Annotated in this window: 21 protein-coding genes and 1 tRNA gene; 16 read left to right on the top strand and 6 right to left on the bottom strand. The window is 74.0% G+C overall.

Annotated elements, in window-relative coordinates; genetic code table 11:
- Window positions 1-13 precede the first annotated feature (13 nt).
- Entirely contained in the window at window positions 14-1816 is a 1803-nt protein-coding gene (locus tag ACN260_RS13670) for a bifunctional metallophosphatase/5'-nucleotidase (protein WP_422756326.1), read from the bottom strand.
- Between the two features lie 234 nt (window positions 1817-2050).
- Here ACN260_RS13670 and ACN260_RS13675 point away from each other — a divergent pair, with 234 nt between their 5' ends.
- Entirely contained in the window at window positions 2051-2953 is a 903-nt protein-coding gene (locus tag ACN260_RS13675) for an SDR family oxidoreductase (RefSeq protein ID WP_422756327.1), read from the top strand.
- 43 nt (window positions 2954-2996) lie between these two features.
- Here ACN260_RS13675 and ACN260_RS13680 read toward each other — a convergent pair whose 3' ends face one another.
- Together ACN260_RS13680 and ACN260_RS13685 are read right to left on the bottom strand one after the other, a co-directional pair.
- Complete coding sequence (locus ACN260_RS13680; protein ID WP_422756328.1) at window positions 2997-3650, bottom strand: nucleotidyl transferase AbiEii/AbiGii toxin family protein; 654 nt, start codon at window positions 3648-3650, stop codon at window positions 2997-2999.
- On the bottom strand, window positions 3647-3979 hold the full coding sequence (locus ACN260_RS13685; RefSeq protein WP_422756329.1) for a hypothetical protein: 333 nt from the start codon (window positions 3977-3979) through the stop codon (window positions 3647-3649). The genes ACN260_RS13680 and ACN260_RS13685 overlap by 4 nt, the downstream gene beginning before the upstream one ends.
- Before the next feature lie 378 nt (window positions 3980-4357).
- Here ACN260_RS13685 and fdh point away from each other — a divergent pair, with 378 nt between their 5' ends.
- The 8 genes from fdh to ACN260_RS13725 all read left to right on the top strand — a co-directional run bounded on the left by fdh (window position 4358) and on the right by ACN260_RS13725 (window position 13662).
- Window positions 4358-7663, top strand: coding sequence for a formate dehydrogenase (fdh, locus tag ACN260_RS13690; protein ID WP_422756330.1), 3306 nt, complete (start codon window positions 4358-4360; stop codon window positions 7661-7663).
- Window positions 7656-8729 carry a 4Fe-4S dicluster domain-containing protein gene (locus tag ACN260_RS13695; RefSeq protein WP_422756331.1) on the top strand — a complete coding sequence of 358 codons (1074 nt, stop codon included), beginning with the start codon at window positions 7656-7658 and terminating at the stop codon, window positions 8727-8729. Before fdh ends, ACN260_RS13695 begins: the two co-directional genes overlap by 8 nt.
- Complete coding sequence (gene nrfD, locus ACN260_RS13700) at window positions 8726-9904, top strand: NrfD/PsrC family molybdoenzyme membrane anchor subunit (protein ID WP_422756332.1); 1179 nt, start codon at window positions 8726-8728, stop codon at window positions 9902-9904. Before ACN260_RS13695 ends, nrfD begins: the two co-directional genes overlap by 4 nt.
- A 45-nt stretch (window positions 9905-9949) precedes the next feature.
- A tRNA-Sec gene (locus tag ACN260_RS13705) sits at window positions 9950-10045 on the top strand.
- 26 nt (window positions 10046-10071) lie between these two features.
- Entirely contained in the window at window positions 10072-11367 is a 1296-nt protein-coding gene (gene selA, locus ACN260_RS13710; RefSeq protein ID WP_422756333.1) for an L-seryl-tRNA(Sec) selenium transferase, read from the top strand.
- A gap of 1 nt (window position 11368) precedes the next feature.
- A complete protein-coding gene (gene selB / locus ACN260_RS13715) occupies window positions 11369-13126 on the top strand; it encodes a selenocysteine-specific translation elongation factor (RefSeq protein ID WP_422756334.1) in 1758 nt (585 codons plus the stop codon).
- A 72-nt stretch (window positions 13127-13198) separates the two neighbouring features.
- A complete protein-coding gene (locus tag ACN260_RS13720; protein ID WP_422756335.1) occupies window positions 13199-13396 on the top strand; it encodes a hypothetical protein in 198 nt (65 codons plus the stop codon).
- A gap of 89 nt (window positions 13397-13485) precedes the next feature.
- Window positions 13486-13662 carry a hypothetical protein gene (locus ACN260_RS13725; protein ID WP_422756336.1) on the top strand — a complete coding sequence of 59 codons (177 nt, stop codon included), beginning with the start codon at window positions 13486-13488 and terminating at the stop codon, window positions 13660-13662.
- Between the two features lie 11 nt (window positions 13663-13673).
- On the opposite strand, the gene ACN260_RS13730 is transcribed toward ACN260_RS13725, so the two are convergent.
- Window positions 13674-14330, bottom strand: a complete 657-nt coding sequence (locus ACN260_RS13730; protein ID WP_422756337.1) for a hypothetical protein — start codon at window positions 14328-14330, stop codon at window positions 13674-13676.
- Window positions 14331-14472: 142 nt separating this feature from the next.
- Here ACN260_RS13730 and ACN260_RS13735 point away from each other — a divergent pair, with 142 nt between their 5' ends.
- Window positions 14473-14673: a hypothetical protein gene (locus ACN260_RS13735; RefSeq protein ID WP_422756338.1), complete on the top strand. Its 201-nt coding sequence runs from the start codon at window positions 14473-14475 to the stop codon at window positions 14671-14673.
- A 98-nt stretch (window positions 14674-14771) separates the two neighbouring features.
- Here ACN260_RS13735 and ACN260_RS13740 read toward each other — a convergent pair whose 3' ends face one another.
- Together ACN260_RS13740 and ACN260_RS13745 are read right to left on the bottom strand one after the other, a co-directional pair.
- Complete coding sequence (locus tag ACN260_RS13740; RefSeq protein WP_422756339.1) at window positions 14772-14981, bottom strand: phosphatidylethanolamine-binding protein; 210 nt, start codon at window positions 14979-14981, stop codon at window positions 14772-14774.
- Window positions 14982-15060: 79 nt separating this feature from the next.
- Complete coding sequence (locus tag ACN260_RS13745; protein WP_422756340.1) at window positions 15061-15951, bottom strand: universal stress protein; 891 nt, start codon at window positions 15949-15951, stop codon at window positions 15061-15063.
- 158 nt (window positions 15952-16109) lie between these two features.
- Between ACN260_RS13745 and ACN260_RS13750 the strand changes: the two genes are divergently transcribed.
- The 6 genes from ACN260_RS13750 to ACN260_RS13775 all read left to right on the top strand — a co-directional run bounded on the left by ACN260_RS13750 (window position 16110) and on the right by ACN260_RS13775 (window position 20970).
- The gene (locus ACN260_RS13750; RefSeq protein WP_422756341.1) at window positions 16110-17285 is read left to right on the top strand and encodes a PP2C family protein-serine/threonine phosphatase; all 1176 of its coding nucleotides are present in this window, start codon (window positions 16110-16112) and stop codon (window positions 17283-17285) included.
- A gap of 47 nt (window positions 17286-17332) precedes the next feature.
- Window positions 17333-17803, top strand: a complete 471-nt coding sequence (locus ACN260_RS13755) for a MarR family winged helix-turn-helix transcriptional regulator (RefSeq protein WP_422756342.1) — start codon at window positions 17333-17335, stop codon at window positions 17801-17803.
- A 295-nt stretch (window positions 17804-18098) separates the two neighbouring features.
- Window positions 18099-18728, top strand: a complete 630-nt coding sequence (locus ACN260_RS13760) for a CDP-alcohol phosphatidyltransferase family protein (RefSeq protein WP_422756343.1) — start codon at window positions 18099-18101, stop codon at window positions 18726-18728.
- The gene (locus ACN260_RS13765; RefSeq protein ID WP_422756344.1) at window positions 18725-19678 is read left to right on the top strand and encodes a DUF881 domain-containing protein; all 954 of its coding nucleotides are present in this window, start codon (window positions 18725-18727) and stop codon (window positions 19676-19678) included. The genes ACN260_RS13760 and ACN260_RS13765 overlap by 4 nt, the downstream gene beginning before the upstream one ends.
- The gene (locus ACN260_RS13770; protein WP_067311500.1) at window positions 19675-20007 is read left to right on the top strand and encodes a small basic family protein; all 333 of its coding nucleotides are present in this window, start codon (window positions 19675-19677) and stop codon (window positions 20005-20007) included. Before ACN260_RS13765 ends, ACN260_RS13770 begins: the two co-directional genes overlap by 4 nt.
- Window positions 20008-20016: 9 nt before the next feature.
- The gene (locus ACN260_RS13775) at window positions 20017-20970 is read left to right on the top strand and encodes a DUF881 domain-containing protein (protein ID WP_422756345.1); all 954 of its coding nucleotides are present in this window, start codon (window positions 20017-20019) and stop codon (window positions 20968-20970) included.
- Window positions 20971-20984: the final 14 nt, after the last annotated feature.

The raw sequence follows: 20984 nt of genomic DNA on the forward strand, positions 1-20984 counted from the left end.
CCGGCCGGGCGGCTCAGAAGACCGGCACGCCGGCGCGGACCAGCCGCCAGTTCGGCACGGAGAAGTCGGCCGGGTCGATGGTGCCCCGGGCCTGCGCCCAGTCGATGAGCAGCTGGCGGATCTCCTGCTGCGCGTTGTAGACCTGGGTCTTCACGATGCCGGGGAAGTTCCCGCCGCCGCTGCGCCGGTAGTTGTTCACCGCGACCACGAACTGCGCGTCAGCGGCGACCGGGGTGTCGGTGCCGGGCAGCACCAGCCGGGTGATCCGCTGCCCGACCGGCTTCGAGATGTCGATGTCGTAGTCCAGCCCGGAGATCACGTCGTAGTTGTAGTCCGGGACGGCCGGGTCGCTGATCGTCGCCGGGTCGACCGGGGCGCCGACCGGCAGCGTGGTGAAGTACTTCGCCGAGTACTCCAGGTACGCCTTCACCTCGGCGCCGGTGAGCACCACCGCCTCCAGGGTGTTGTCGTAGACGTACAGCCCGGCGACGTCACGGATGCGCACGTCACCCTGCGGGAACACGGCGGTCCGGCTGAACGGCGCGGCGATCGACAGCACCGGCAGCGCCGCGTACGGGCCGCCGGTGAGCGCGGCGGTGACCACCTCGGTCTGCACGTGGTTGATGAAGTCCAGGATCGGGGTGTCCCGGTAGCGTGACTCGGCCGCCGACAGTTCCTGCGCGGAGCGGGCGACCACCGTGTTGACGTACCCGACGGTCGTGGCGTGCTGGCCCCGCACGGCGGCGAGCACCGTCGGGTCCTCGACCACGGTGTTGGTGTTGAGCATGGTGGCGCCCTTGGCGACGACCTTCCAGCGGCCCCGCTCCCGGGTCAGGGTGAAGTCCATCCGGGTCAGCCGCTGCCCCCACTTGGACGGTTCGGCGGTGAGCACCTGCGCGCCGGTGGCGGTGTTGGTGACGAACTTCTCCACCACCTCGTTGTGGGCGTGGCCGAACAGGATCGCGTCGATGCCGGGGACCTGCTGGGCGATCAGCGCCACCGGGTTCTCGTTGGGCAGCTCCGGGCCGTAGCTGGAGGTGCCGCTGTCGCCGCCGTGGGCGGAGACGATGACCAGGTCCGCGCCGCGGGCCCGCATGACCGGCACCCACTTCGCGGCGGTCTCCACCATGTCCGGGAAGACCAGCTTGCCCTCGACGTTGCCCTTGTCCCAGATGGCCACGCCGGGGTTGGTCAGGCCGAGGATGCCCACCGTCAGGGTCGGCGAGCCGGGCCCGCCGGGCCGCACCCGCTTGAGCACGTACGGCTGGAACGCCGGCCTGCCGGTCTTCGCGTTGACCGCGTTCGCGGCCAGCGCCGGGAAGCCCAGCTGCCGGATCCAGGTCGCCAGCAGCGGCAGCCCGTAGTTGAACTCGTGGTTGCCCAGCGTGATGGCGTCGTACCGGAGGATGTTCATCGCGCGGGCCATCGGGTGCGTCGCGCCGGTGACGGTGATCGGCTCCTGCTTGGCGTAGTACGTGGCCAGCGGGGTGCCCTGGATGGTATCGCCGGCGTCGAGGACCAGGGTGGCCCGGCCCCGGCGCTCGGCGCGGATCTGGTTGACCAGGGTGGCGAGCTTGGCGACGCCGACGTCGTTGTGCTTGCTGTCGTCGAACTCGGCGTCGCGGTAGTAGTCCCAGTTGTAGACGTTGCCGTGGGTGTCCGAGGTGCCCAGGACGGTCAGGTCCCAGGTCTTCGGACCCTTCGGGCCCTGCCGCCCGGCTGCCCGGGCGGGCGCGCCGGCGATCAGCGGGGCGGTGGCCGCGGCCGCGGCGACGGCCAGCACCTGGCGGCGCGACGCGCCGGGAGAGGAGGTCATGGGGGTGCCCTTCGACGGGGATGGACGCGCCTCGTAGGCGCCGTTGCGCACCATAACGAGCAGCGGTCACTCCTGCCACAGTGGCCCGCACTGTTCCACCACCGCGCCGTCGCCGGTCACCTGCCGGTCACAGCGCCGTCGACAGGTGCCCGGCACGGGTTGTTTCCGGCCGATCCGTCGGGGTAGGTGACCGGGCAACCCAGAACGGACCAAACCAGACAGGGGAGCCGCACGGTGAGCCAGGACCAGTACACCCCGCAGGACCCGAACACCCAGTACGGCCACCAGGAGGGTCAACCGGCGCAGCAGCAGTCGACGCCCGGCCGGACCGACCGGATGGGTCCGGAGCCCGACCACGGCGAGACGTCGTACCGGGGCAGTGACCGGCTGGCGGGCAAGCGGGCCCTGATCACCGGCGGCGACTCGGGCATCGGCCGGGCGGTGGCGATCGCGTTCGCCCGGGAGGGTGCCGACGTGGTCGTGTCCTACCTCGACGAGGACGAGGACGCCGACGCCCGGGAGACCGTCCGGCTGATCGAGGAGGCCGGCCGCCGCGGGGTGGCGGTGCGGACCGACCTGACCGACGAGCAGCACTGCCGTGACCTGGTCGACCGGACGGTGACCGACCTCGGCGGGCTGGACATCCTGGTCAACAACGCGGCGTACCAGATGGCCCAGGACGACGGCATCGAGGCGATCAGCACCGACCAGTTCGACCGGGTGATGAAGACCAACCTGTACGCGATGTTCTGGCTCTGCCGCAGCGCCCTGCCGCACCTGAAGGAGGGCGCGACGATCATCAACACCACGTCCATCCAGGCGTACGACCCGTCGCCGCCGCTGCTGGACTACGCCACCACCAAGGCGGGCATCGCCAACTTCACCAAGGGGCTCGCCGCGCAGCTCGCCGACCGGGGCATCCGGGTCAACGCGGTGGCGCCCGGCCCGATCTGGACGCCGCTGATCCCGGCGACCATGCCGCCGGAGAAGGTGGAGAAGTTCGGCACCGACACCCCGCTGGGCCGGGCCGGGCAGCCCGCCGAACTGGCGCCGGCGTACGTCTTCTTCGCCTCGCAGGAGTCCAGCTACGTCACCGGGGAGATCCTGGGCGTGACCGGCGGCCGGTTCACCAGGTGACCGCCCCGTCCGCCGGGCCGGAGTCCCGTCCCCGGTCCGGCGGTCAGCGGGGCCAGTCCGCCAGCCGGCGGCGGACCTGCGCGATCTGCGCCTGGTCCAGTCCGTAGCGGGCGAGCCGCCGGTCCGGCAGCCGGTCCAGGTAGCGGCCGGCGGCCCGCACGTCCTCGTCGTCCAGCGCCGGGTCCACCTGCCGGGCCAGGGCCAGCAGCTCGTCGACCGGGTACTGCGCCAGCGCGGCGGCGACGTCGATGTAGTCGCGGGCCTCCCGCCGGTTGACCAGGGCGGCGGTCTTGTTGGCGACCAGGTCGCGGACGTCCATCACCGGACCGAGGTCCATCACCACCGGTGAGCGGTACCGGTCGAGCCGGGCCAGGCTGAGCCGGATCTGCCGGTCGTCCCGGCCGACCACGAAGTCCCGGATGTCCCGGTCGAACCCCTCGAACAGGTCACCGAGGTCGCTGTCCGGGTCGGCCGGCGCGACGGTGTACCCGGCGCGTTCCAGCGCGGCGCACACCTCCGCCGCCGCGGCGGCGGCCGCCCCCTCCACGTCGGCGAACAGGTCGACGTCCTCGGTGGGGCGGGTGACCAGGCCGTGCGCCGCCCACGCCACCCCGCCGCCGAGGACGAACCGGTGCGGCCCGGCCGCGGTGAGGGCGACCCGGGCGACCTCCCGGTAGAAGTCGTGCAGGTGGGTCACGCGGTCCGCAGACCCCGGTGCCGGCTCTCCCAGGCCGCCCGTACCCCCCGGGGCAGGTTGAGCCGTCGCCACACCCGGCGCAGGGTGCGTCCGTCGATCAGCGCCCGCAGGTCGTCGGCGCGGGTGGTCTCGCGCAGCACGTTCTCGTACAGCCAGAGCAGGTCGTCCGGTTCGGCCAGGTCGAACGTGCGTTCGCTGCTCCACATCAACCGGACCGGCAGCTCCACCACCCCGCCGGTGGGGCCGGTCAGCTCCGCCAGGGTGCGCGCCACCACCACCGGCCGGCCCGGCCGGGACAGGTGGGTGACGGTCGCCAGGGTGGCCTGCATGCTGTCAGGGTAACGCCGCCGCGACCTGCGCCGGCACGCGACTTTCCCGGAAGCACCGCGGCCCGCGCCCGCGCCGCCCCTGCGCGACCGGGGCGCGGACGGCCGGCGCGGGGTATCCTGGTGGGCAGGAGCGTCGGTGTGTCCAGTGTCCCCGGGCCTCACCTGAATTGCCGTCGCGGAGTTCCGTTCGGCTGGAGCCGCGTTGCGCCACGCGCCGAGAGGCGACATGCACACCGGCGCTCCGCCACCGTTTTCACGGCGCTGCCCCCGACCCGCCCGGTCGGGGGCAGCGCCGTATCGGTGGGCAAAGATCCTCGCATCCTCCGCCCCGCTGGCCTATGTTCAGAGGGTCGGATCAGGCGGGGAGGGGGGTGCGCGGTGGGTCTGCGGACGTTCATCGCGGGCTGGCCGGTCTACCGGCAGCTCACCGGCACCGACCCGCTCGGCCGGGGCGCGGCGGCGCAGTCGGGCCGTTCCGCCGGGCTGACCGCCCGCACCGGGACCGCCGACCGGGTGGCCCGCTCGGTCTGCCCGTACTGCGCGGTCGGCTGCGGTCAGCGGGTGTACGTCTCCGACGGGCAGGTCACCCAGATCGAGGGCGACCCGGACAGCCCGATCTCCCGGGGGCGGCTCTGCCCGAAGGGCTCGGCCAGCAGGAGCCTGGTCACCAGCCCGCTGCGGCAGACCACGGTCCGCTACCGGCGTCCGTACTCCACCGAGTGGGAGGACCTCGACCTCGACACCGCGCTGGACATGATCGCCGACCGGGTCCTCGCCGCCCGCGAGCAGACCTGGGAGGACGTCGACAGCGACGGCCGGCCGCTGCACCGCACGCTGGGCATCTCCAGCCTGGGCGGGGCGACGCTGGACAACGAGGAGAACTACCTCATCAAGAAGCTGTTCACGGCGATGGGGGCGCTCCAGATCGAGAACCAGGCCCGCATTTGACACTCCGCCACCGTCCCCGGTCTGGGGGCCAGCTTCGGTCGCGGTGGCGCGACGGACTTCCAACAGGACCTCGCCAACGCTGACGTCATCGTCATCCAGGGGTCGAACATGGCCGAGGCCCATCCGGTGGGCTTCCAGTGGGTCATGGAGGCCAAGCGGCGCGGCGCGAAGGTCTTCCACGTCGATCCCCGGTTCACCCGGACCAGCGCGGTGGCCGACTCGTACCTGCCGATCCGGGCGGGCACCGACATCGCCCTGCTCGGTGGGGTCGTGCGCTACATCCTGGACAACGAGTTGGACTTCCGGGAGTACGTGCTGGCGTACACGAACGCGGCGACGATCGTCAGCGAGCAGTTCGCCGACACCGAGGACGGCGACGGCCTGTTCTCCGGCTACGACCCGAACACCGACAGCTACGTGCAGACCAGCTGGCAGTACGCCGGGCACGAGGGGGACTCCGGCAGCGGGCACACCGCCAAGGAGCGCGACGGCGCGGCGGGCCTGGTCCACGAGTCGCACGGTGCGCAGGTGCACGGGCAGGCCGAGCGGGACGAGACCCTCCAGCATCCGCGCTGCGTCTACCAGATCCTGCGCCGGCACTTCGCCCGCTACACCCCGGAGATGGTGGAGCGGGTCTGCGGCATCCCGGAGGAGAAGTTCCTGGAGCTGGCGCGGGCCTGGACGCAGAACTCGGGCCGGGACCGCACCGGCGCCCTGGTCTACTCGGTGGGCTGGACCCAGCACAGCGTCGGCGTGCAGTACATCCGCACCGGGGCGATCATCCAGTTGCTGCTGGGCAACATGGGTCGTCCGGGTGGTGGCATCCTGGCGTTGCGCGGGCACGCCAGCATCCAGGGCTCCACGGACATCCCGACGCTGTTCAACCTGCTGCCCGGTTACCTGCCGATGCCGCACCACGCCGACCACCCGACGTTCGACGCGTGGGTGGACAGCATCCGCCACCCCGGGCAGAAGGGCTTCTGGGGCAACGCGCGGGCGTACGCGGCGAGCCTGCTCAAGGCGTACTGGGGGGACGCGGCGACGCCGGACAACGACTTCTGCTACGACCACCTGCCCCGGATGACCGGCGACCACGGCACCTACCAGCAGGTGCTGAACATGATCGACGGCAAGATCAGGGGATACTTCCTGCTCGGCCAGAACCCGGCGGTCGGCTCGGCGCACGGGCGGGCGCAGCGGCTCGGCATGGCCAACCTGGACTGGCTGGTGGTCCGCGACCTGTTCATGATCGAGAGCGCCACCTTCTGGAAGAACGGCCCCGAGGTGGCCACCGGCGAGATCGTCCCGACCGGGTGCCGCACCGAGGTGTTCTTCCTGCCGGCGGCCTCGCACGTGGAGAAGGAGGGCACCTTCACCCAGACCCAGCGGCTGTTGCAGTGGCGGGACAAGGCCGTCGAGCCGCCGGGCGACGCCCGCTCCGAGCTGTGGTTCTTCTACCACCTGGGGCGGCGGCTGCGGGAGAAGCTGGCCGGTTCCCCGCACCGCCGTGACCGTGCCCTGCTCGACCTGGCCTGGGACTACCCCACCCACGGCCCGCACGACGAGCCGAGCGCCGAGGCGGTGCTGCGCGAGATCAACGGCTACGACGTGTCCACCGGCCGTCCGCTGTCCTCGTTCACCGAGGCCAGGGACGACGGCAGCACCGCCGTCGGCTGCTGGATCTACTCCGGCGTCTACGCCGACGGCGTCAACCAGGCCGCCCGCCGCCGGTCCCGGCACGAACAGGACTGGGTGGCCGCGCAGTGGGGGTGGGCGTGGCCGGCGAACCGGCGCATCCTCTACAACCGGGCGTCGGCCGACCCGCAGGGCCGACCGTGGAGCGAGCGCAAGAAGTACGTCTGGTGGGACCCGCAGGCGGGCGAGTGGACCGGCTACGACGTGCCGGACTTCGAGAAGACGAAACCGCCGACGTACCGCCCGCCGCAGGGGGCGTCGGGCCCGGCGGCGCTGGCCGGCGACGACCCGTTCATCATGCAGGCCGACGGGAAGGGCTGGCTGTACGCGCCGAGCGGGGTGCTCGACGGTCCACTGCCGACGCACTACGAGCCGGCGGAGTCGCCGCTGCGCAACCCGCTCTACGGCCAGCAGGCCAACCCGACCCGCAAGGTGTACACCCACCCGGTGAACTCGGTGAACCCGAGCCCGCCGCAGCAGCACAGCCAGGTCTTCCCGTACGTGTTCACGGTCAGCCGGCTCACCGAGCACCACACCGCCGGGGCGATGAGCCGGACGGTGCGTCCGCTGGCCGAGCTGCAACCGGAGATGTTCGTGGAGGTGTCCCCGGAGTTGGCCGCCGAGGCGGGGCTGACCCACCTCGGCTGGGCGCACCTGATCAGCGCCCGCGCCGTGATCGAGGCGAAGGTGCTGGTCACCGACCGGCTCACCCCGTTGCGGGTGGACGGTCGGGTGATCCACCAGCTCTGGTTGCCGTACCACTTCGGGTACGAGGGCCTGGTCACCGGCGACTCGGCCAACGACCTGTTCGGCATCACCCTGGACCCGAACGTGCTCATCCAGGAGAGCAAGGTCGGCACCTGTGACGTCCGGCCGGGCCGGCGACCGACCGGCCCGGTGTTGCGGGACCTCGTCGAGGACTACCGTCGACGGGCCGGGATCGTGCCCGGTGAACGCCCGCCGACGGTGACGACCCCGGTGCTGCGGCCGGCCGGTCGCAGCGACGACGGCCCACGGGAGAAGGGCGCCGACCATGCCTGACGCCAACAGCCTCTACGGCCCGCTCGATCCGGCTCCGGACGCGGGCTGGACGGCTGCCGGTCCCCGGATGGGGTTCTTCACCGACACCAGCGTCTGCATCGGCTGCAAGGCGTGCGAGGTGGCCTGCAAGGAGTGGAACGCCGTCCCCGAGTCCGGCTTCGACCTGCTCGGCATGTCGTACGACAACACCGGCGCGTTGACCGCGAACTCGTGGCGGCACGTGGCCTTCATCGAGCAGCCGGTGCCGGCCGGGCACCGTACCGCGACCTTCGCCGGGAACCCCACCGGCGGCTCGGCCAGCGCCGCGTCGGCGGCGGTCGCCGCCGGCACCGGCAGCGCCAGCGGCACGAACCCGGGCGTTCCGGCTGGTGACGCCGACGCCGCCGCCCGGATGGCCGCCGCCGGGTCGTCCACCGCCCCGGACGGCACGGGCACCCGGTTCCTCGGGATGCCGGGGGCCGCACCGCCCGGCCGGGGCACGGGCGCCGAGACCCGCACCGACTTCCGCTGGCTGATGATGTCGGACGTCTGCAAGCACTGCACCCACGCCGCCTGCCTGGACGTCTGCCCCACCGGTTCACTGTTCCGCACCGAGTTCGGCACCGTCGTGGTGCAGGAGGACATCTGCAACGGCTGCGGCTACTGCATCTCCGCCTGCCCGTACGGGGTGATCGACCAGCGTAAGGGTGACGGCCGGGCGTGGAAGTGCACGCTGTGCTACGACCGGCTCGGCGCGGGCATGACCCCGGCCTGCGCCCAGGCCTGCCCGACCGAGTCCATCCAGTACGGCCCCCTCGACGAGCTGCGTGACCGGGCCGCGCAGCGGGTCGCCACGCTGCACGGGCGGGGCGTGCCGCAGGCCCGGCTCTACGGTCACGACCCGACCGACGGCGTCGGCGGCGACGGCGCGTTCTTCCTCCTCCTCGACGAGCCCGAGGTGTACGGGCTGCCCCCGGACCCGGTGGTCACCACCCGGGACCTGCCGAGGATGTGGCGGCGGGCGGGGCTGGCCGCGTTGGCGATGACGGCGGCGGCCGTCGCCGCGTTCGTCGGGGGGTCGTCGTGACCGCCGGCCGGATCCCGGTGGGGCAGCGGTTCCGGGGCTTCCGCGCCCGGCTCGCCGCCGACGGTGTGTTCCGGCCGCAGCGTTCCTCGGCACGGCTCGGCCACGGCCCGAAGGTCGGCGTCGGCCCGGCAGCCACCGCACCCCCCGCCGACGCACCGGTCGTCGTACCGTCCCGGGACGTGCCGCCGGTTGGGCGGCGGTGGGGCCGGGGCGGGCGCGGCGGCGAGGAGCTGCGCGTCCCGGAGGCGGAGTTCACCTCCTACTACGGCCGGCCGATCCTCAAGGCCCCGGTGTGGCGGTGGGACATCGCCGCGTACCTGTTCACCGGCGGGTTGGCCGCCGGGTCGTCGCTGCTGGCCGCCGGGGGGCAGCTCACCGGCCGGCCGGCGCTGCGCCGGGCCGGTCGGCTCACCGCGTTGGGCGCGGTCACCGCCAGCGCCTACTTCCTGATCAACGACCTCGGGCGGCCGGCGCGGTTCCACCACATGCTGCGGGTGGCGAAACCGACCTCCCCGATGTCGGTGGGCACCTGGATCCTCACCGCGTACGGCCCGGCCGCCGGGTTGGCCGCCGTCGCCGAGGGCGCACCGCTGCTCCCGGCACGCGGGGTGTTCTCCCCGGTGCGTCGCCTGCTGCCGCCGGCCGGGCAGGTCGCCGGGCTGGCCGCCGCCGCCGTCGCACCGGCGCTGGCCACGTACACCGGGGTGCTGCTGGCCGGCACGGCGGTGCCGTCCTGGCACGAGGCGTACCCGGAGCTGCCGACCATCTTCGCGGGCAGCGCCCTGGCCAGCGGCGCCGGCGTGGGGCTGCTGGCCGCGCCCTGCGCCCAGGCCGGCCCGGCCCGGCGGATGGCGGTGGCCGGGGCGGCCCTGGAACTGTGGGGCGCGCACTCGGTGGAGACCCGGCTGGGGCTGCTCAGCGAGCCCTACCGGCTCGGTACGGCGGGCCGGCTGCTGCGCGCCGGTCGCCTGCTCACCGCCGCCGGGGTGGTCGGGGCGCTGGCCGGCCGACGCAGCCGGGTGCTGTCCGCGCTGTCCGGCACGGCGCTGCTGGCCGCGTCGGTGGCCACCCGGTTCGGCATCTTCCACGGCGGGGTGGCCTCGGCGCGGGACCCGAGGTACACGGTGCTGCCACAGCGGGAACGGATCCGTCGCCGCGAGGCCGGGCAGGTCTGACACCTCGCCGCGCCACCGGCGGGGCCCTGTGGTTGACTCGGGGGCGGAGGCGTTCAGGCGGCTGGTGCCCCTCCCAGCCTTCAAAGCTGGTGTGGTCCGGGACCCGGGCCAGGCGGGTTCGATTCCCGTCCGTCTCCGCCAACCGTCCGCGGGGGAGATGACGACGCATGGGTGAGGCGGTCGATCCGCGTCGACGGGTGCCCCGCACCGACACGGTGCTGGCCGATCCGGCGCTGGCCGCGGCGGTGGCGACCCTCGGCCGGGCCCGGGTCAAGGCCGCCGTCGGCCACGCCCAGCAGCGGGCCCGGCACGGTGAGATCGGCCCCGAGCAGGTCCGCGACGCCGCCCTCGCCGCGTTGCCCACCCCGACCCCCCGGGCGGTGCTCAACGCCACCGGGGTGCTGCTGCACACCAACCTCGGTCGGGCCGTGCTGTCCCCGGCCGCCGTCGACGCGCTGGTCGCCGCCGCCGGCAGCACCGACGTGGAGCTGGACCTGGGCACCGGCCGGCGGGCCCGCCGCGGTCGGGAGGCGCTGGCCGCGCTGGCCGCCGCGGTACCCGACGCCGCCGCCGTGCACGTGGTCAACAACGGGGCGGCGGCCCTGGTGCTCGCCGCGACCGCGCTGGCCGCCGGCCGCGAGATCGTGGTCAGCCGGGGTGAGCTGGTGGAGATCGGCGACGGGTTCCGCCTGCCCGACCTGCTGGCCAGCACCGGCGCCCGGCTGCGTGAGGTCGGCACCACCAACCGCACCACCCGCGACGACTACGCCCGGGCGGTCGGCCCGGACACCGGTTTCGTCCTGAAGGTGCACCCGTCCAACTTCGTCGTCACCGGCTTCACCTGCGCCGTCGGCGTCGACGAGCTGGCCACCCTCGGCGTGCCGGTGGTCGCCGACATCGGCTCCGGCCTGCTCACCGCCGACCCGCTGCTACCCGCCGAGCCGGATGCCGCGGGCACCCTGCGGGCCGGGGCGCACCTGGTCACCGCCAGCGGCGACAAACTCCTCGGCGGCCCGCAGGCCGGCTTGCTGCTCGGCGACGCCGACCTGGTCGACCGGTTGCGCCGGCACCCGCTGGCGCGGGCACTGCGGGTCGACAAGCTGACCCTCGCCGCACTCGCGGCCACCCTGCACGGGCCGGGCACCCCGACCCGCGACGCCCTGCACGCCGACCCGACGGTGCTGCGGGACCGCTGCGAACGGCTGCGCGACGCCCTCGGTGCCGAGGGGCACAAGGCCGAGGTGGTGCCGAGCGTCGCCGTGGTCGGCGGGGGCGGTGCCCCGGGCGTCGAGCTGGACTCGTGGGCGCTGAGCCTGCCCGAACGGTACGCCGAACCGTTGCGGCTGGGTGACCCGCCGGTGCTCGGCCGGGTGGTCCGGGGTCGACTGCTGCTGGACCTGCGCTGCGTCCCCGCCGTCGCCGACGGCACGCTGCGCGACGCGGTGCTGCGGGCGGCCGGCTGAGATGCACGTCGTCGCCACCGCCGGGCACGTCGACCACGGCAAGTCCACCCTGGTCCGGGCGCTGACCGGGATGGAACCGGACCGGTGGGCGGAGGAACGCCGCCGGGGGATGACCATCGACCTCGGCTTCGCCTGGACCACCCTGCCCGGCGGCGACCCGGTCGCTTTCGTCGACGTGCCGGGGCACGAACGGTTCGTGCCGAACATGCTCGCCGGGGTGGGGCCGGTGCCGGCCGCCCTGGTGGTGGTCGCCGCCGACGAGGGGTGGATGCCGCAGTCGGCCGAACACCTGGCCGCCCTGCACGCCCTCGGGGTGTCCCACGGGCTGCTGGTGGTGACCCGGGCGGACCTGGCCGATCCGGGGCCGGCGACGGCGCAGGCCCACGCGCGGCTCGCGGCGACCTCGCTCGGCGCGGTGGAGTCGGTCGCGGTCAGCGCGGTCACCGGCGTCGGCCTGCCGGAACTGCGCGCCGCCCTGGACCGGCTGGTCGCCCGGCTGCCCGCGCCGGACACGGACCGGCCGGTGCGGCTGTGGATCGACCGGGCGTTCACCATCCGGGGCAGCGGCACCGTCGTCACCGGCACCCTCGGCGGTGGTGAGCTGCGCGTCGGCGACCGGTTGACCCTCGCCGGCACCGGCGAGCCGGTCCGGGTGCGGGGCCTGCACCGGCTCGGCACACCCGCGTCTCGGGTCGCCGCGGTCGCCCGGGTGGCGGTCAACCTGCGCGGGGTGCCCCGGGAGCGGCTCGGGCGCGGCGACGCGCTGCTCACCCCCGACCGGTTCCACCGCACCGACCTGGTCGACGTGCGGCTGGCCGGTGATCCGGCAGGTGACCTGCCGGCGACGCTGACCCTGCACGTCGGGTCGGCGGCCGTTGCCGCCCGGGTCCGGCCGTTGGGCGGCGACACCGTACGGCTACGGCTGGCCCGGCCGCTGCCGCTGCTGACCGGGGACCGGGCGTTGCTGCGTGACCCGGGTCGACACCACGTCTGCGGTGGGGTGACGGTGCTGGACGTGGCCCCGCCGCCGCTGTCCCGCCGGGGTGCCGCCGCCGCCCGCGCCGCCGTCCTGGCCGACCTGGACGGGCGTCCTGATCTGGCCGGTGAGCTGCGCCGCCGCCGGCTCGTGCGGGCCGCCGAGCTGACCCGGATGGGCGTCACCGGCGACGCGACCCCGGTCGCCGGGGACTGGCTGGCCGACCCGGCGCACTGGCGGTGGCTGGGGACGAGGCTGGTCGAGGAGGTGGCCGCCTGGGCGGACGCGCACCCGCTGGAGCCCGACGCCCCGACCGAGGTGGTGCGGCAGCGCCTCGGCCTGCCCGACCGGACCCTGGTGGAGGCGCTGGTCCGGCCGCCGCTGACGCTGCGGGCCGGGCGGATCGGCACCGGCGTCGGCGGGCTGCCCGAGCCGGTGGCCCGGGCGGTCGACCGGTTCCGGGGCGAGTACGCCGCCCATCCGTTCCGCGCACCGGAGGCCGACCGGCTCACCGCGCTGGGCCTGGGTCCCCGGGAGGTGGGCGCCGCCGTACGGGCCGGTGCGCTGCTGCGGCTGGCGGAGAACGTGGTGCTGCTGCCGGACGCCGCCGACGACGCGGTACGGGTGCTCGCCCGGCTGCCGCAGCCGTTCACGCTCAGCGCCGCCCGGCAGGCCCTGGACACCACCCGTCGGGTGGCGGTGCCGCTGCTGGAGCTGCTGGACCGGCGTGGGGTGACCCGGCGGCTGCCCGACGACGCCCGGATGGTCGTCGGCTCCGGTTGACCGGCAGGTGTTCGCGGGCGTGCTGCCGGCGAACAGCCTCCGGCCCGGCGCGGGGTCGCCTACCGTGACGCCATGGACCCTTCGGCGGTCTGGCGGGACCGGAACCATCGCTGGCGGATCGAGGCGTACCGGGCGCCGGACCTGCGGTTCGCCATCTTCGCCACCAACGGCACCACCGAGTCGGCCCCGCTGTGGTTGTTCGGCATGGCGGCGCTGGCCCGCTGGTTGATGACCCACGCCATCTCCCTGGACGACCTGGAGACCGGCTGACCGGGCGTCGCCCGGACGGGGGAATCCGCCCGGAACGTCCGCCTCCGCACCGGGGCCGCCCGTACGGTGCGGGCGTGAAGGACCGAGGAATGCGGACGTTTCTGGCGGTGCTCGCCGGCCTCGCGGTGATCTACTTCGGGGTGACCGGGCACCGCTCCACCGGGGACGGTGGCGGGGTCTCCGGCGGTGTAGTGCTGTTGGCCCTGCTGGCCGCCCTGCTCGTGTGGTACCTGACCAAGCCGGCGGGCAACAAGCCGGTCGACTGACCGGCCGAGCCTCAGCGGGACGTGGCGGCGGTGCGGGCCACCTCGCCCGCCGACTCCTCGCCGAGGGCCACCCGGACCAGCGCCGACGCGAGCCGGCCGAAGTCCGGCGCGGCGACCAGTCCGGCCAGCCCGTGCGGGTCGGCCGGGAGGCCGAGGCGTCTCGCCCCGGCCAGGGTGCGCCGGTCGGCGTACGGGCGGACGTCGGGCCAGACCGTCTGCGCCTCCCGCAGGAAGATGTCCGCCCCGGTCGGGCCGATCCCCGGGAACTCGGTCAGCCGTCGCCGCAGCGCCGCCGGTTCGCCCCCGGTCTCCCGGTGCATCCGCCGCAGGTCACCGTGCCAGCGGTCCAGGCACAGCCGGGCACCGGTGCCCAACATGGTCGCGGTCCGTTCGTCGTAGCGGCGGTAGTGGCCGCGTCCCAGCGCGTCGACCCGGTCCTGCCAGCCCGACGCCTCCATCGCCTGCGGGGTACGCCAGCCGGCGGCGAACAGTTCACGGGCGGCGGCCACCGCCACCTGGGCCCGGATCCGGGTGCTCAGCAACGTGGTCAGCACCAGCAGTTGGTAGAGCGGGCCGGGCCGGTCGGCCAGTGTGATGCCGGCGTCCTCGGCGTAGGTGCTGCCCTGGCGGGCCAGCAGCGTCCGGGCCACCCGTCGGTCGTCTCCCATCTCCCCGTACTACCCGTCGTGGCGCCGCTCAGCCCTGCCCGGAATGGTCGACGTGTGGCCGGCCCGCATGCGTCCCCCGGTGACGGGTAACCCGGCGACGGGCGCGGAGCATCCGTGCCCGTCCACCCGGAAGGAGACACCCGTGACGAACGTGCAGCAGCCCGAGATGCGCCGCAACGGGAAGAACCCGACCGTGCAGGACAGCAAGGGGCCCGGCGCGTCCGGTCACCCGGCCAACCGGGGCAGTTCGGCGGGGGACCGGGGCCGTCCGACGCCCCGTGGTCAGGCGTCCCCGTACGGCCCGGGCGCGTCGACCGCCGACGACGACAGCGACCGCCGCTGACCGCGCCGCCGTCCGTCCGGTGATCCCCGTCGGGCGGGCGACGCGTACGGGTGGCCGGGCCGACGCCCCTGCGGGGAGCGTCGGCCCGGCCACCCGACTCACTTCGGGTCGCCGGGTCCGCGTTCGGCCTTGGGGCCGTAGGCCCGCTCACCCCGGACCATGCCGCGCTGGCCCCGGTCCTCCTGGAGGATCCGGTTGGCCACCTGGTTGGCCTCCTGGTCGGACGCGCGTCCCGACTGTTCGATCAGGTCGCGCAGCCGCGCCCGTTCCTTGTCGTACGCGTTGCTTCCCGGCCGTGGTCCTGGCATGTCGCCTCCTCGGTGGTCCGCCTGCGGTACCCGCGCCGACTACCCGTCCCCGGCCCGGCCAACCGCCCCCGCCGCCGGCCTACCGGACGGTCGCCGGTTCCGGTACCACCGCCACCGGGCAGGCGCTGTGGTGCAGCATCCCGTGGCTGACCGAGCCGAGCAGCAGCCCGGCCAGCTCGCCGTGGCCCCGGCCGCCGACCACCACCAGTTGGGCCCGGCGGGACGCCTCGGTGAGGGCGGCGACCGGACGGGCGTGTACGGGTTCCCGGTCGACCGGCAGGTCGGGGTGGCGGTCGGCGAGCCCGGCGAGGCCCGCGGCGAGCGTGTCGTCCTCCTCGTCGCGCAGCCGTGCCTCGTCGTACACCAGGGGTTGGAAGTCGCCGGGGCCGGCGGAGGCCGGATGGGTGTAGGCGTGCACGGCCCGCAGCCGGACCCCGCGCGCGGCGGCCTGCGCGGCGGCGAAGTCCACCGCGGCGCGGGAGGCCGCCGACCCGTCGACCCCGACCACCACCGGGCCGTCGTCGGTCGGGGTGCCCCGGGCGACCAGGACCGGGCAGTCGGCGTGGGTGCTGACCTGGATCGCCACCGAACCGACCACCAGTGCGCCGAACCCACCGAGGCCCCGGTCGCCGAGCACGATCATCGCCGCGGTGGGGGAGGTGCCGAGCAGCACCGCCGACGCCTCGCCGTCGATGATCTCCCCGGTGACCCGGAGGCCGGGGCTGACCGTGCGGGCCTGCGCCACCGCCGCCTCGACCAGGTCCTGGGCGGTGCGGCGCAGCCCGCCGCCGGGCGGGTCGGCGGCGACCGGGTCGACCGGGGTGTGCAGCAGCGGCCAGATGAAGCCGTGCACCACCCGCAGCGGCCGGCGCAGGCGGGCAGCCTCGGTCGCGGCCAGCCGGACGGCGCGCAGCGCCGGCTCGGAGCCGTCCACGCCCACCACGATCGCCGCGCCGTCCGTCGGGTCCATCGTGCGCACCTCCTGCCCGTGGTCAGTATCGCGGCTGGTCGGGGTCCGGCGGGCGGATACCGCCACCGGTTCCCCCGTGCGGCCCGGTGCCCCGGACGGGGGTGGAACGGCCGCTCCGTATGATGCTTGCTCTGTAGCAAGAATCTCGGAGGACAACCATGCCGGACGCGCTCGCAGCGATGTCGCGTGCGCTACGTGAGGCCCCACCCGACCAGGTGGTGGAGGCCGTCGATCGGGCGCTGCGGTCGGAGTTGGCCGCGGTACGGGTCGACGCGTTCCTGGCCGACTACCGGATCAGCGGGTTGTGGTCGGTGCTCGACCCGGAGGCATCCGCCGGGTCGCTCACCGGCCAGAGCGCCTCGCAACGCTGTTTCAGCAGCCAGCAACCGGTGCGCGAGCCGTCCGACGGCGGCTGCTGCAGGGTCTGGGTGCCGTTGACCACCCGGGGGGAGCGGCTGGGGGTGTTCCTGGTCGAGCTGGCCGTCAGCCCGGACGATCCGACGGTGGAGCTGATCGTCGACCTGGGTGTCGACCTGGCCACCACGTTGCGGGCGGCCGACCGGGAGACCGACCGCTACCGGCGGACGCGGCGTCGGGAGCGGCTGAGCATGGCCGCGGAGATGCAGTGGGACCTGCTGCCGGGACGCAGCGTCACGCACGAGGCGTTCCTGTTGGCCGGGCAGCTCGAACCGGCGTACTCGGTGGGCGGTGACCACTTCGACTGGTCGGTCGATCCGGGACGGCTCACCCTCACCGTCCTCAACGGTGCCGGCACGGGCCTGTCGGCGGCGATGCTCACCGCGCTCACCGTCAACGCCATCCGCAACGCGCGCCGCTCGGGCGGCGGGCTGGTGGAGCAGGCCGAGCTGGCCTCGGACACGCTGTTCTACCAGCACCGGGGGAAACGGCACGTGGCCACGCTGCTGTTGTCGGTGGACACCGGCACCGGCCGGGCGCGGGCGGTGGACGCCGGTTCGCCGCGGGTGCTGCGGCTGCGGGGGACCACCGTCGAGCGGATCGACCTGGAGCAGCAGCTTCCTTTGGGCATGTTCGCCGAGACCCGCTACACGGTGCAGGAGTTCGACGTGCTGCCCGGTGACCGGCTCTTCGTGGTCAGCGACGGCGTGTACGACGCGCAGCCGGGGGGTCAGGAGGCCTACGGTGAGCGGGCGATGGCCCGGGCGATGCGGTCGACTCGGCTGCAACCGGCCACGGAGGCGGTTGGTACGGTGATGCGCGAGCTGTTCGCTTATCATGCCGACACCGATCTACGTGACGACGCCGTTGTCGTGTGCCTGGACTGGTGCGGGCCGGGCGGGCGGCGCGAACGGTGATCGGCCGTCAGTGACTTTCGACAGCGGACAATCGCAGGGGACAGCGGGTGGAGCGACCTCCGGATCTTGCTGCGGCGATCGATGCCGCGGCCGAGGCGCTCGTCGGCGTGCTCGATTCGGCCACCTCGCGTCACCAGGTGGCGGTCCCGCCGACCCAGCTGCGGGTGCTGGCGCTGATCCGGGACCGGCCGGAGACGAACGTCAACGGGCTGGCCGAGCTGCTCGACGTGGTGCCCTCGTCGGCCAGCCGGCTCTGCGACCGGCTGGAGGCGACCGGGTTGCTGCGCCGGACCCCGGATCCCCGGGACCGGCGGGAGGTGCGGTTGGTGCTCACCGCCGCGGCGGTGACCCTGCTGACCGAGTTGCGGGAACGCCGGCACCGGGCGGTGCAGGCGGTGCTGGACCGGATGCCGCCCCGCGCCCAGCACGAGCTGCTGCTGGCGTTGCTGGCGTTCGGCCAGGCCGCGGCGGCCGGCACCCCCACCGTGCAGCCTGACACCCCCGCCCGCACCGCGTGAGCCGTCCCCTCCCGCTACCGTCCCCACGTTGTCCGCTAGTGTCCTAGGATGCCTTAGCGGTGGTGACACACCACACATACCGCAGCACCGCCCCGGCGGGATGCGCGTCCCGCCGGGGAAGCGCCACGCGCCCGATATAGTGGCTGCCGGTCCCGGGGTGCCGAGCGCCATGGGCCGTACCAGGGGGAGGTCCCGGCCCGGGATCACCGAGACACCGGCGAGCGCCGGTCCGGTAAGCGCACGGCTGACCGGGTGCCCGCGTGGGCATCCGGACCGTGCTGCGGGGGGAGGTTCGGTGTCACGTCGGGCTCGGGCAGAGCAACCGCGCGGACCGGGCGGTGACGACGCCGCCGGTCGGGTGCTGACGTTGCCGAACCTGATCAGCTTCGTCCGGCTGCTCGGCGTACCCCTGTTCCTCTGGCTGTTCCTGGTCGTGGAGGCGGACGTGGCGGCGATCGTGGTGCTCGCCATCGGCGGCACCTCCGACTGGGTGGACGGTTGGATCGCCCGCCGGCTCGGGCAGGTCAGCCGCCTGGGCGAGCTGCTCGACCCGCTGGCCGACCGGCTCTACATCCTCGCCACGCTGCTCGCCTTCACCGCGCGGGAGGTGGTGCCGTGGCCGTTCACGGCGGCGCTGCTGGCCCGGGAGTTGCTGCTGCTCGGTTCGTTGGCGGTGCTGCGCCGGCACGGGTACGGGCCGCCGCCGGTGCACTACGTCGGCAAGACCGCAACCTTCCTGCTGTTGGCCGCGTTCCCGGTCCTGCTGCTCGCGGCGGCGACCACGTCGGTGACGGCGACGACCGCCGCGGCCATCGGCTGGGGGCTGGCCTGGTGGGGTCTGGTGCTGTATTGGGTGGCCGGCGCGATGTACGTGGTGCAGGCGGCCCGGCTGGTGCGCGCGGCCCGGCGGGGGGTCGCCGCGTGAGCGCGCCGGGGGACGGGTCGAAGCGTCCGGCGCGGTTGTTCACCCCGGACTTCCTCACCGAGCTGTTCCAGAACCCGTTGGACCCGGGTTACGCCGACGCGGCGGCCCGGCGGCGGCTGGACCCGGCTTCGGGTTCCGGGTGGCGGGGCGCGTCCGCGCGGGCGGTGGCGGTCGTGGTGGTCGCCGCGGTGGGGTTCCTGTTCGCGGTGGCGTACCGGGAGACGATGGCCGACGAGCCGAGCCGTAGTCAGGCGCGGGCCGCGTTGATCGCGCAGATCAAGCAGCGGGAGGCGGAGACCGACGCGATGACGGCGCGGGCGGCGCGGTTGCGTGAGGAGGTGGGTCGGCAGCGGGACGCGGCGTTGAGTGGTTCGCAGGCGGCCCGGTTGCGCAACCTGGAGGCGGGTACGGGGCTGGGTCGGGTGCGTGGTGACGGGGTGGTGGTGAAGTTGGCCGACGCCGCGGTGCAGGACGACGGCGCGGTCAACGGTGATTCGGCGGCGGGTCCGTCGCGGGTGATCTATTCGGATCTGCAGAAGGTCGCCAACGATCTGTGGGCCTCGGGTGCGGAGGCGATCGCGATCAACGGGCAGCGGTTGACGGCGACGTCGACGATCCGTTCGGCGGGGGCGGCGATCCTGGTGGACTTCCGTCCGGTGACCAGCCCGTACGAGGTGTCGGCGATCGGGCCGCGGTCGTTGCGGGACCGGTTCGACGACAGCCGGTCGGCGTATCTGATGCGTCGGGTGGCCCGGGACACCGGGCTGTCGTTCGAGGTGCGCCGGGCGGAGGACCTCACGTTGCCGGCTGCGCCGGAGCCACGGCTACGCTACGCGCAGCCGTCGGTCAGTCCGAGTCCGTCGCCGGCGGGTTCGGGTGCTGTCGGTTCGTCCGGTGCCGGGTCGTCCGGTCCGGGTTCGTCTTCCCGCCCCTCCGGAGGTGTCCGATGATCGCGGTGCTGGCGTTGCTCGCCGGTGTGGTGCTGGGGATCTATCTTGATCCGACGGTGCCGGCGGCGTTGCAGCCGTACCTGCCGATCGCGGTGGTGGCCGCGTTGGACGCCGTGTTCGGTGGGGTGCGGGCGAAGCTGGATCGGATCTTCGATGACAAGCAGTTCGTGGTGTCGTTCATCTCGAATGTGCTGGTGGCGGGTCTGATCGTTTATCTGGGTGACCAGTTGGGGGTGGGTGGGCAGTTGTCCACGGGTGTGGTGGTCGTGTTGGGGGTGCGGATCTTCGGGAATGTGGCGGCGATCCGTCGGCACCTGTTCCGGGCGTAGGTTGGTGTCGTGAGCGACGAGCATCGGGAGACGGGTACGGGGTGGCCGCAGCCGGTGGAGCCGGTGCGTCCGCCGGGGCCGGCGGGTGAGCCGGATCCGCGGCCGGACGCGCCGGATGCGGACGAGGTGAGTCCGTTGGTGCCGGGGGAGCCGTCGCGGGAGCAGCCGGCGGAGTCGGGTGACGACGACGGGGCGACGGTGAACCTGGCGGAGGTGGCGTCGGCGCAGCCGTCGGCTGAGGTCGGACCCCGGTCGGGTGTGGCGGGGCGGAAGGTGTCGTCGGCGGCGGTGATGATCGCGGCGTTGCTGGCGTTGTTGGGGTTCACGTTGGTGGTGCAGTTGAAGACGACCTCGACGGATCCGACGTTGGCGGCGACGCGGCAGGAGGATCTGGTGCGGATCTTCTCGGATCTGGATTCCCGGGAGAAGCGTCTGCAGCAGGACATCGAGGGCCTGGAGGACAGTCAGCGGCAGTTGCGTTCGGGTGAGCAGGGTCGGCAGGCGGCGTTGGAGGAGGCGACGAAGCGGGCCGACGAGTTGGGCATCCTGGCGGGTACGTTGCCGGCGCGGGGGCCGGGGTTGGCGGTGCGGTTCGAGCCGGGTGGCAAGCCGATCCGGGCGGACCGGGTGTTGGACGCGGTGCAGGAGTTGCGGGGTGCGGGTGCGGAGGCGATGCAGATCTCGGGTGGGGATCGGGCGTCGGCGCGGATCATCGCTTCGACGTACTTCCTGGACGGGGCGGGGGACGTGTTGGTGGTGGACGGGCGGCCGTTGACGGGTCCGTACACGATCACGGTGATCGGTGATCCGGAGACGATGCGTACCGCGTTGAACATTCCGGGCGGGGTGGCCGCATCGGTTCGCGGTGACGGCGGTAACGTGAGCGTCGAGGATCGTGAGGTTGCCGAGGTTTCGGCGCTGCACGCGCCGTTGAAGCTGGAACACGCCCGTCCGGTCTCCTGACCGGCGCGGCCGCG

Origin of the sequence: Micromonospora sp. WMMD708, assembly GCF_049315245.1 — a bacterium.
GTDB lineage: Bacteria > Actinomycetota > Actinomycetes > Mycobacteriales > Micromonosporaceae > Micromonospora > Micromonospora wenchangensis.